The organism is Achromobacter xylosoxidans A8 (assembly GCF_000165835.1).
Taxonomy (GTDB): domain Bacteria; phylum Pseudomonadota; class Gammaproteobacteria; order Burkholderiales; family Burkholderiaceae_B; genus Achromobacter; species Achromobacter xylosoxidans_B.
The window spans coordinates 3,056,166-3,066,745 of record NC_014640.1; the positions used below are offsets into that span (position 1 = coordinate 3,056,166).

A 10,580-nucleotide genomic window follows, 5' to 3' on the forward strand; every position below is an offset into this window, starting at 1 on the left:
TCCAGAAAATCGGTGCCGGGCGGTTCAAGGCACCACGCCGGTCCATTCGGGCGTGGCGAACTTCTCGGCCGCCTGCGCCTGCGCGCGGGCCAGGGTGTCGCTGCCTATCTGCCCGGGGGTGAGACGGTGCAGGCCGGCAAAAGTTTCCACCATGCGGTCGATGATGACTTCGCGCGATAGCCCGGTCTGGGTGCGCAAAGGGTCGACGCGCTTCTTGGCGCTGGTGGTGCCTTTGTCCGACAGCTTCTCGCGGCCGATGCGCAGGACTTCGACCATTTTATCCGCGTCGATGTCGTAGGACATGGTGACGTGATGCAGCACCGCGCCGCCGCGGCGGGCTTGCGCAGCGCCGCCGATCTTGCCGATGTCGGAGGCAATGTCGTTGAGCGGCTGGTACCAGGCCTTGATGCCCAGTCCCTGCAAGGCGGTCAGCACCCAGGCGTCCAGGAAGGCGTAGGACTCCTGGAAGCTCATGCCGTGGACCAGCGCCTGAGGCGCGCTGAGCGAATAGGTGATGGAGTTGCCGGGTTCCATGAACATGGCGCCGCCGCCGCTGACGCGGCGCACGACCTGGATGCCGTGGCGGCGCGCGCCTTCGGGGTCGACTTCGTTCTTGAGCGATTGGAAGCGGCCGATCACGACCGCGGGCGCGGCCCATTCCCAGATGCGCAGGGTAGGCGGGCGCAGGCCGGCGCCGACCTCGTCGGTGATGACGGCGTCCAGCGCCATGTGCAGCACCGGGTCTTGCGGCCCTTCATGGATCAGTTGCCAGTCGTAGTCGTTCCAGTCGGTGCGCGTCATGCCAGCGCCCTCCGCAGCACCACGGCGACGGCTTCGGCCGAGAATCCGAACATTTCGGCATCGGCGGGCAGGGCCGACTGCACGGCCAGCGCCAGTTCCAGTTCGCCGGCGTCGGCCGGCAGGCCGTTCAGGCCGCTATTGATGGCGTCCAGGGCCTCGGGCGGCTCAAGAAAAAAATCGCCGCTGATGCGCACGTCGGCCAGGCGGCCATCGCGCACTTCCAGATCCGCGACGACCAGTTTGCCGCCGGGGACTTTGTATTCGCCATGCATGGGCGCTCCTTGCTGTATCAGTGCCAAAAACTACAGGCTGAGCTTCATGCCGTCGTGGCTGGCCTTGAAGCCCAGGCTTTCATAGAACCTGCGCGCATCGGGCCGGGCGCGGTCGGTGGTCAGTTGCACCAGGCTGCAGCCCTGGATGCGGCATTGCTCGATCGCCCATTCGAACATCTTGCGTCCGAGGCCGGCGCCGCGCGACGACGAGGCGATGCGCACGCTCTCGATCTGCCCGCGCCACTGGCCCAGCCGCGACAGGCCGGGTATGAACGATAACTGCAAACAGCCGACCAGGTTGGAACCCTGTTCGACCACGGCCAGGAATTGATTGGAATCCTGGCCGATTGCGGCAAAGGCGGCAGCATAGCGCGGGTCCAGCGGCAGCGCGGGATTCTCGCGCGTGGCGCCGAGTTCGTCGTCGGCCAGCAGGGCGACGATGCCAGGCAGATCCCCCAGTCGCGCGCGGCGGAAAACCAGTTGCGGTTCGGGCATGGCGGCTCCTTCAGCGCGCGACGTTCTGGGCGGTCTGGCCGAACAGGATGCGGCGCGATTCATCGTCGCTGATGGACGGGGCGGTATTGATGGTGTCGGCCAGCGCATAGGCGCGCTGCGTGGCGGGGCGCGCCGCGATGGCGTCGAACCAGCGCTTCAGATGCGGGAAGTCGTTCAGGTCCTGGCCCTGCTTGGCGTGCGGCACGATCCAGGGATAGGCCGCCATGTCGGCGATGGAATAGTCGCCGGCGACGAACTCGCGGTCCGCCAGGCGCTTGTTCAGCACGCCGTAGAGGCGGTTGGTTTCCTTGACGTAGCGGTCGATGGCGTAGGCGATACGCTCCTGCGCATAGCCCGAGAAATGGTGGTTCTGGCCGGCCATGGGGCCCAGGCCGCCCATCTGCCAGAAGAGCCACTGCGACACTTCGGCGCGGCCGCGCAGGTCGGCGGGCAGGAAGCGGCCGGTCTTCTCGGCGAGATACAGCAGGATGGCGCCCGACTCGAACAAGGAAATCGGCGCGCCGCCGCCGGCCGGGGCCTGGTCGACGATGGCCGGAATGCGGTTGTTGGGGGCGATGGCCAGGAACTCGGGCTTGAACTGATCGCCGCGGCCGATGTTCACCGGATGGATCTTGTAGGGCAGGCCGGTTTCTTCGAGGAACAGCGTGATCTTGTGGCCGTTGGGGGTGGTCCAGTAATAGAGATCGATCATGGGATGTCCTGTGCGTTGCGCCGGCGGCGGCCGGCGCAGGGAAAAGCCATGATAGCGGGGCCGGGTTCGCGCCGGCCCCAATAACCGGGGGGCGGGTACGGATTTGTCCCTTGGGCGTCCCCCGGCCTGTCAGCCGATTTTCAGGCCGCGCCGGCGCGCGGCCGGCCAGGCATGCGCCAGGTCCAGTTCAGGCTGACGCCCGCCGCCGCCACGAAGATCATGGCCACGCCGGCGATCTGCGTGGCGTCCATGCGGTGCCCGTAGGCCACGAAGTCCAGCAGGATGGCCACGGCAGGATAGATGAAGCTCAATGCGGCGGTGGACGTGGTCGGCAGCTTCTGGATGGCCGAGTACATGAGGATGTACATCAGGCAGGTATGGATCAGCCCCAGCGCAACCAGATAGCCCCATTGCAGCGGCGCGGCGGGCAGGGCGTTGAAGTCCGCCATGGGCAGCAGCATCACGGCGCCCAGCGTGACCTGCACCAGCGCCAACACCTGCGGCGGAATGTGCTTGAGCCGCTTGACGATGATGGCGGTGACGCCATACAGCGCCGCCGCGCCCAGCCCCAGCATCAGTCCCGACAAATAGGCGCGGCTGTCCGCGCCGCCGGCTTCGGACAGGCGCAACACCAGCATCAGGCCGGCAAAGGCCAGCACCGACCAGGCCAGCTTGCCGCGCGTGGGCCGTTCGCCCAGGAACAGCACGCCCAGGCCGATCAGGAAGAAGGGCTGCACGTTGTAGACCGCGGTGGCCAGCGAAATGGACGCCAGCCGGTAGGCGGAAAACAGCAGCACCCAGTTCAGCACCAGCGCGGCGCCGGCCGCCAGGGCCAGTGCCAGCGTGCGGACGGTGAACAGGCCGGGCTTGAGCAGGCCGCGCGCCCAGCAATACAGGAACAGCGACAGGGCGCCGAACACGCAGCGGAAGAAAACCACGTTCCAGGCGCTCTGGCCCGACTCCAGCACGAACACCCCAAGGGTGCCGGACAAGGTCATCGCGGCGGCCATCTGGGCCAGGCCCACGCGTTCTGATGAGGGGTTCATGAGGGTTCTCCAGGGGCCTCGCGGCCACGATATTCGATGGAGAAATTATCCCAGGCGGATCAAGCTGGTTATATGATCATGATGTGGTGAATCGATTCCGAAACCTTTGTTTAGGTGGAATTTATGCAAAACGACCTAAAAAGTGAAAACCCGGTCCTGGATGGTATCGATCGTCGTCTGGTGGAGACGCTGACGGCCAACGCGCGCACCACCACGGCCGACCTGGCGCGCCAGGTCGGGATGTCCGCGCCCAGTGTGGCGGACCGCCTGCGCAGGCTTGAAGAATCGGGGGTGATCCGTGCCTACACCTTGGACGTGGACCCGGTGGCGCTGGGCTACACGCTGGAGGCCATCGTCCGCATCCGTCCCTTGCCCGGGCAGTTGCGCCACGTGGAAGGCCTGATCCAGCAGATTCCGGAATTCGTCGAGTGCGACAAAGTCACGGGCGACGACTGCTTCATCGCCCGGGTGGTGCTGCGCTCGATCTCGCACCTGGACGGCATCCTGGAGCGCGTGACCGAGTTCGCGGAAACCAACACCGCCATCGTCAAGGCGCACACGGTGCGCCGCCGGCTGCCGCCGTTGCGATGAAACCCGCTCAGACTGGCGCGGACAGCGCCTTTTCGATGTCGTCCCGGATGCCGGCCGGCGTGTCGGTGGGCGCGTAGCGCTTGATGACTTGGCCGTCGCGGCCCACCAGGAATTTGGTGAAGTTCCACTTGATGCCCTCGGTGCCGAAGACGCCGGGCTTTTCGCCCTTGAGCCAGCGGTACAGCGGATGGGCGCCGTCGCCGTTGACGTCGATCTTGGCGTAGAGCGGGAAGGTGATGTCGTACTGCGTGCTGCAGAAATTGCGGATCTCGGCTTCGTCGCCGGGTTCCTGGTGGCCGAACTGGTCGCAGGGAAAGCCCAGCACGGCGAAGCCGTCGTCGTGGAACGAGCGGTAGAGCTCTTCTAGGCCGGTGTATTGCGGCGTGAAGCCGCACTTGGAGGCCACGTTCACCACCAGCAGCACGCGGCCGCGGTAGGTGTCCAAGGACTGTTCCGTGCCGTCGATGGCGCGGGCGGAGAAATCGTAGAGGGTGCTCATGCGTGCTCCTTGGATCAGGCGTCCGAACGCGAGGGCGTCAGCGCGTCGGCTTGTTGTCCAGCGAGTGTAGCCCCGGCGCCGCGGCCGTAGTAGCGCGTGCCCCACAAGGTCAGCAGCAGGACGGCGGCGGTGATGCCGGCCGACATCCAGGGCAGGTCCGTCAGCGGCAGGCCATGGCCCAGCGCCACGCTGCCCAGCCAGGCGCCGCCCGCATTGCCGAGGTTGAACGCGCCCTGGTTCAGGGTCGAGGCCAGATTGGGCGCGTCGGCTGCCTGGTCCACGATCAGCATCTGCAACAACGGCACCACGGCAAAGCCCAGCACGCCCCAGATGAAGGTCACGGCCAGCATGGGCGCCAAGGCGTGGATGGCCTGGCTCAGCGCCAGGAACACCAGCAGCAGGCCGAGGAAGATGCGGCGCAGCGACACTTCCAGGTTGCGGTCGCCCAGCTTGCCGCCCAAGGTGCTGCCCACTGTCAGCGCCACGCCGAAGAGCAGCAATACGCCGGTCACGCCGCGCTCGGACACGCCGGTCACTTCGCGCAAGAGCGGCGCGATGTAGGTCAGCACACAGAACAGCGCGGCGGACGCCAGCACGCTGGCGGCCAGCGGCCAGACCACGCGCACGTCGCGCAGCACCTTGAATTCGCGCAGGATGTTGCCGGGCTGCATGGGGATGCGCGCCGGCAGCCAGGCGGCCAGCGCCGCCACGGCCGCCAGGCCGATGCCGCTGACCACCCAGAAGGTCGAGCGCCATCCGGCCACCTGGCCCAGCGCCGTGCCCAGAGGCACGCCCAGCACATTGGCCAGCGTCAGTCCGGTGAACATCAGCGCGATGGCGCTGGCGCGCTGGTTGCGCGGCACCAGGTCCGCGGCCACCACGGCGCCCAGGCCGAAGAAAGCGCCATGGCAGAACGCGGTGAACACGCGCGCGGCCATCAGCAGCCCATAGTTTGGCGCCAGCGCGCACAGCAGATTGCCGACCACGAAGGTGCTGGCCAGCCCGATCAGCGTGGCCTTGCGCGGCAGCCTGGCGGTGACGATGGCCATGATGGGCGCGCCGATCACCACGCCCATCGCGTAACCGGTGATCAGCAGGCCGGCGACGTCGATGCTGACCTGCAAGTCCGCGGCGACGTTGGGCAGCAGGCCCATGATGACGAACTCGCTGGTGCCGATGCCGAAAGCGGCAGCGGCCAGCGCGATGAGGTGCAGGGGCATGGGAGCGGGGGCCGGCGCTTGAGGGAAGGTCCGGCGGCAAAGAAAAGGCAAGGGCGGAATTCTAGGACAGCGTCGCGTGGACGCTTGCGGAAGGCCCTATTGCAAATAAGGGTATACCCGGATTTTTGAGGCGAAGTCAGCGCACGTCGAACGTTGTCCGCCACACCGGCAAGGGCTTGCGCCGCGCGGGGCCATTGCCGGAATTCGCGCGCGCTCGTCCTATCATGACGGCATCGGATAGAAATGCGCGCGCGTGCAGGAGGAATTGGCAATGGAAGGAATGATCGAACGCCTGGAAGCGATGCTGGCCAAGGGCACGGACAACATGCTGCTGCGCTTTTCCTTGGGCAAGGCCTATGCGGAACAGGATTGTTTCGCCGACGCCGAGCCCCATCTGCGCGCGGCGCTGGCGTTCGATCCCGCCTATTCGGTGGCCTGGAAATGGCTGGGCAAGGCCTGCCTGGGGCAGGGCGACAAGAGCGGCGCGCGCGCCGCCTGGGAGTCGGGCCTGCAGGCCGCGCAGGCGCGCGGCGATCAACAGGTGGTGAAGGAATTGCAGGTGTTCATCAAGCGTCTGGACAAGGAAGCCGCGGCCGGCGGCTGAAGCGCGCGGCGCGGCAAGCCCTGCGCGGGGCCATTCCCGCAACAGACCTAGCTGGCCTGACGCGCGGGCAGTGGTTGGGCGCGCGCGAGCCGAAATACCTCGATGGCATGGCGCAAGTCTTCGGTCCCGGCTGGCTGCGCGCCGCGCTCCGGCGCCGCGCCAGGCGCGTCCGCAATGCCGCTGTGCACATCGCGGGCCAGGCCGACCAGGTTCCTGCGCGTGGCCTCCAGCGAAAACCGCAGCGCGCCGGTTTCATCATCGGGATTGCCGGGCGCCAGCGGCGTGCCCAGATTGCCGGCGGCGATCTGCCGCGTGAAGTCGGTGGCGGTGGCCAACAAGCCGGAAAGCGTGCGGGCGTAGGCCCAGCCCGATGCGAAGATCAGGCTGGCGCCGCCGGCCAGCACGGCGGCCGCCAGGGCCAGTTGCTCGGCGTCCAGGTTGGCCGCCAAGCCATGCAGCGCGAAGCCGCCTGCGGCCAGGAACAACGCGGACGACAGCCCGGCCCAAGCCAGCATGCGAGTGCGTATGCCGGCCACCGGCCAGTGGCGCAGGCGCGCCAGCAGGCCTCCCGGAAGAATCCGTCCGGCGTTCAGCCGCAAGCCGCCGGTAATGCCGGTGCGCAGGCGCCGGTAGGCGTTGTCGGCGGTCTCGATCTGGGCGCGCGTCGGCTTGACGCGCACGCAGGCATAGCAGACGGTCACACCCCGTTCCACCACGGGAGTGATGCTGGCCAGCGACCAATAGTGGCCGCCATGCTTGCGCCGGTTCTTGATCACGCCGGTCCAGGACTTGCCGCGTTGTATGGTGCGCCACAGGTCGTCGTAGGCGGCCAGCGGCATGTCGGGATGGCGCATGGTGTCATGGCCTTTGCCCATCAGGTCCGCTTGCGTGTAGCCGCTGACCTCCAGGAACGCGGGGTTGGCATAGATGATGCGGCCGCGCGCGTCGGTGCGCGTGATGAGGCACTGCTCGTCGTGCAGCGTGTATTCCTGGTCGTGGACCTGCGGATGGTCGCGCATGCTGTGTCGTCCTGCGATCGGCGTTGGCGGGGAGTCGCAGACCGATCATCCGGGACGCGGCAGGAATCGGCGTTGACCTAGGTCAAGCGGCGCCCAAGCCGTTCCCGCGTGCCGCCGCGGCCGGTCGCCCCTCAGGCGGGTGGCAGGCCGCCAAACGCCTCCAGCGCGCGCAGCCGGCTCTGGGCCAGATCGACGATGGCCAGCGGATAGCCGGCCTGCGCGCGCTCCATCGGGCTGGGATCGTGGATGGCGCGGCTGTCCAGATGCGCCAATTCCGGCAGCCATTCGCGCAGGAACACGCCGTCGGGGTCGAATTTGCGCGACTGCGACAGCGGATTGAAGATGCGGAAGTAGGGTACTGCGTCCGCGCCCGTGGACGCGCTCCATTGCCAGCCGCCGTTGTTGGCGGCGAGGTCGCCGTCCACCAGCTGCGCCATGAACCAGGCTTCGCCCAGCCGCCAATCGATCAGCAGGTTCTTGGACAGGAACATGGCCGTCACCATGCGCAGACGGTTGTGCATCCAGCCCAGCGCCAGCAGTTGGCGCATCGCCGCGTCGACGATGGGAATGCCGGTCTGGCCTTGCTGCCAGGCGCGCAGGTCATCCGGCGCGTCGCGCCAGGGCACGGCGGCGGTCTCCGGCTTCATGGGCTGGTGCATCGACAGGCTGGGGTGGGCGGCCAGCAGATGCTGGTAGAACTCGCGCCACAGCAGCTCGTTGATCCAGGTGGCCGCGCCGCGCTTGCCGCCGTCCACCTCGCCGTGATTGGCCGCCAGCGCCGCGCGCAGGGCCTGCCCCGGCGACAGCACGCCCGCCGCCAGATAGGGCGACAGGCAGCTGGTGGCGGGCAGCGAGGGAAAGTCGCGTTGCTCCTGGTAGGCATCGATGACGCCATCGGCAAAGGCTTCGAGCCGTTCGCTGGCGGCGTCCTCGCCAGCGGGCCATAGTGCGCGCACGGGGTCGGCGGGCGCCTCGAAACCCTCGAAAGCCGCGGGCAGCGGGTCCGCCGGCCACGGCGGCGGCGTCTGGGCGCGCGGCGCGGGCAGCGCCCGCAGAGGCGCCGTGCGCAGGCGTTCGCGGCAGGCCCGCGCGTATGGCGTATAGACGCGGTAGCACTCGCCCTTGCCGGTCAGCACGGTGCCGGGCCGCAGCAGCGAGGCGCCGTGATGCAGCGTCCAGTCCACGCCCAGGGCCTGCAGACGGGCGGCGACCGCGGCATCGCGGCGGCGTTCATTGACGGCCCATTCGGCGTTGGCGTGGACCTGGCCGATGGCGTGGGTGCGGCAGAAATCGGCCAGCGCGTCCGGCGCATTGCTCCAGTCAGGCACGGTCAACAGTCGCAGCGGAATACCCAGGCGGCCGAGTTCCCGCGATAGTTCGCGCAGATTGCGCAGCCAGAAATCGACCTTGGTCGGCGCATCGCCGTGCAGCCGCCATTGGCCGGGCGCGGCCAGAAACAGGGCGGTGACCGTGCCGGCTTCGGCAGCCGCAGCCAGGGCGGGATTGTCGTGCGCGCGCAGGTCGGTGCGCAGCCAGAGCAGCGTGTTCATGGGCGGTCCAAGGCAGGAGGCGGCGAGGCTGGCATTCTATATTGCGTCCGCTGCGCGGGCGCACGGACGGCGCGGGCTTGGAAGACGATGTAAAAACTACGAGTAGATGTGTCCTTGCCTGCACAGGCCCGCGCAGCGGGCCTCGCAGGGGAATTCGCGCGGCGCGGCCCAATCGCGGCGCTTTGCGGTCAAACCATGAAACACGCTGGCGCGCTGGGCATATTGACGCGGCCTGGGCCCCGCCATGTAATTCAAGTAAACGACTAGAGCAAGATGAACGCTATGGGAAATCTGATGGACCTACGCCCGTCTTTTCTGAGGGGCCGCACACCCGCAGGCAATGCGTCCCGCGACGTTTTGCAAAAGCTCTGGCGCTCGGTGGATCTGCCCGATGAATCGCTGGACCACGTGGTGTTGACTGGCGCCGACCCGGTACTTCCCTCGTCTTTCGCCGTTGGCACGGCGGCGCAGACCAGCATGGCTGCGGCCGCGCTGGCCGCGGCCGAAATCTGGAATTTGCGCGGCGGCGCCAGGCAGCAAGTCGGCGTCGACATGCTGCATGCGGCGCAGGAGTGCCGCAGCCACTACACCATCAACGGCGTTACCCCCAATCCCTGGGACCCCATCACCGGCCTGTACCGCTGCGGCGACGGCGGCTGGGTCCGCATACACGCCAATTTCGCCCATCACCGCGATGGCGCCCTGGCGCTTTTGGGCTGTCCTGTCGGTGAAGACACCTCCCGCGCAACGGTGGAACGCGCCCTGAGCCGCTGGAAGGCCCTGGACTTCGAACAGGTGGCTGCCGATGCGGGCTTGCCGGTGGCGGCCATGCGCAGCTTCGACGAATGGGACCGCCATCCGCAAGCCACGGCGGTGGCCGCGCAACCCTTGCTGACCATCGAGCGCATCGGCGAGGCCGATCCTCGGCCCTTGCCCAAGTACGGCAATGGCGCCCGGCCGCTCAAGGACATCCGCGTGCTGGACCTGACGCGCATCATTGCCGGGCCGGTCTGCGGCCGGGCGCTGGCGGCGTATGGCGCCGACGTGATGCTGCTGAACTCGCCGCACCTGCCCAACATCGACAACATCATCGACACCAGCCGCGGCAAGCTGTCCGTGCAGGCTGACCTGGACACGGCCGACGGCCGCATCGCGCTGGGCAACCTGTTGCGCAGCGCGCACGTGTTTGTACAGGGCTACCGCCCCGGCGCCATGGCCGCGCTGGGCTTCGGCCCGCAGGACGCGGCGCGCATCCGCCCTGGCATTGTCTACGTGTCGCTGTCGGCCTATGGCGACAAAGGTCCCTGGGCCGGTCGCCGCGGTTTCGATTCCTTGGTGCAGACCGCCACCGGCTTCAATCATGCCGAGGCGCAGGCTGCGGGCCAGGACGAGCCCAAGCCCATGCCCTTGCAGATCCTGGATCACGTCTCGGGCTACCTGATGGCCTTCGGCGCGCAGGTCGCGCTGGCGCGGCAGGCGACCGAAGGCGGCAGTTGGCATGTGCGCGTGTCGCTGGCGCAAACCGCGCATTGGCTGCGCGGCCTGGGCCGGGTCGAGGGCGGCCTGGCCTGTCCGATGCCGGGCTTCGAAGGCTTGCTGGAAACCGAGCCCTCCGGTTTCGGTGAGCTGGTGGCATTGCGCCACGCCGCGCAGTTTTCGGAAACCCCGGCCCGGTGGACGCGTCCATCCAGCCCGCCGGGCACCCATCCCCCGGTCTGGCCGTTCAACTAGGGCCACGGGCGCGCGTCAGCGCGCCATGAGGCGCTTGCCC

General features: G+C 68.0%; 12 protein-coding genes. 3 read left to right on the forward strand and 9 right to left on the reverse strand.

Annotated elements, in window-relative coordinates; translation table 11 throughout:
- Positions 1–24: 24 nt before the first annotated feature.
- The 5 genes from AXYL_RS14220 to AXYL_RS14240 all read right to left on the reverse strand — a co-directional run bounded on the left by AXYL_RS14220 (position 25) and on the right by AXYL_RS14240 (position 3,326).
- Positions 25–801 (reverse strand): biotin/lipoate A/B protein ligase family protein, encoded by a 777-nt coding sequence (locus AXYL_RS14220; protein ID WP_013393495.1) that lies wholly within the window; start codon positions 799–801, stop codon positions 25–27.
- Positions 798–1,073 carry a lipoate protein ligase C-terminal domain-containing protein gene (locus AXYL_RS14225; protein ID WP_013393496.1) on the reverse strand — a complete coding sequence of 92 codons (276 nt, stop codon included), beginning with the start codon at positions 1,071–1,073 and terminating at the stop codon, positions 798–800. Before AXYL_RS14225 ends, AXYL_RS14220 begins: the two co-directional genes overlap by 4 nt.
- 30 nt (positions 1,074–1,103) lie before the next feature.
- Entirely contained in the window at positions 1,104–1,568 is a 465-nt protein-coding gene (locus AXYL_RS14230; protein WP_013393497.1) for a GNAT family N-acetyltransferase, read from the reverse strand.
- Between the two features lie 10 nt (positions 1,569–1,578).
- Positions 1,579–2,280, reverse strand: a complete 702-nt coding sequence (locus AXYL_RS14235; protein ID WP_013393498.1) for a glutathione binding-like protein — start codon at positions 2,278–2,280, stop codon at positions 1,579–1,581.
- Positions 2,281–2,420: 140 nt separating this feature from the next.
- Positions 2,421–3,326 carry a DMT family transporter gene (locus AXYL_RS14240; RefSeq protein ID WP_013393499.1) on the reverse strand — a complete coding sequence of 302 codons (906 nt, stop codon included), beginning with the start codon at positions 3,324–3,326 and terminating at the stop codon, positions 2,421–2,423.
- Positions 3,327–3,449: 123 nt separating this feature from the next.
- On the opposite strand from AXYL_RS14240, the gene AXYL_RS14245 reads away from it, so the two are divergent.
- Entirely contained in the window at positions 3,450–3,917 is a 468-nt protein-coding gene (locus tag AXYL_RS14245) for an Lrp/AsnC family transcriptional regulator (RefSeq protein ID WP_013393500.1), read from the forward strand.
- 7 nt (positions 3,918–3,924) lie between these two features.
- Here the strand turns inward: AXYL_RS14245 and AXYL_RS14250 are convergent, their stop codons facing one another.
- Positions 3,925–4,416, reverse strand: a complete 492-nt coding sequence (locus AXYL_RS14250) for a glutathione peroxidase (protein WP_013393501.1) — start codon at positions 4,414–4,416, stop codon at positions 3,925–3,927.
- 14 nt (positions 4,417–4,430) lie between these two features.
- Entirely contained in the window at positions 4,431–5,636 is a 1,206-nt protein-coding gene (locus AXYL_RS14255) for an MFS transporter (protein ID WP_013393502.1), read from the reverse strand.
- Positions 5,637–5,907: 271 nt separating this feature from the next.
- Here AXYL_RS14255 and AXYL_RS14260 point away from each other — a divergent pair, with 271 nt between their 5' ends.
- Positions 5,908–6,240, forward strand: coding sequence for a tetratricopeptide repeat protein (locus tag AXYL_RS14260; protein ID WP_013393503.1), 333 nt, complete (start codon positions 5,908–5,910; stop codon positions 6,238–6,240).
- 47 nt (positions 6,241–6,287) lie between these two features.
- On the opposite strand, the gene AXYL_RS14265 is transcribed toward AXYL_RS14260, so the two are convergent.
- Together AXYL_RS14265 and phrB are read right to left on the reverse strand one after the other, a co-directional pair.
- The gene (locus tag AXYL_RS14265) at positions 6,288–7,259 is read right to left on the reverse strand and encodes a PAS domain-containing protein (protein WP_013393504.1); all 972 of its coding nucleotides are present in this window, start codon (positions 7,257–7,259) and stop codon (positions 6,288–6,290) included.
- 131 nt (positions 7,260–7,390) lie between these two features.
- A complete protein-coding gene (phrB, locus tag AXYL_RS14270) occupies positions 7,391–8,809 on the reverse strand; it encodes a deoxyribodipyrimidine photo-lyase (RefSeq protein ID WP_013393505.1) in 1,419 nt (472 codons plus the stop codon).
- Between the two features lie 282 nt (positions 8,810–9,091).
- On the opposite strand from phrB, the gene AXYL_RS14275 reads away from it, so the two are divergent.
- The gene (locus AXYL_RS14275; RefSeq protein WP_041653478.1) at positions 9,092–10,540 is read left to right on the forward strand and encodes a CoA transferase; all 1,449 of its coding nucleotides are present in this window, start codon (positions 9,092–9,094) and stop codon (positions 10,538–10,540) included.
- Positions 10,541–10,580: the final 40 nt, after the last annotated feature.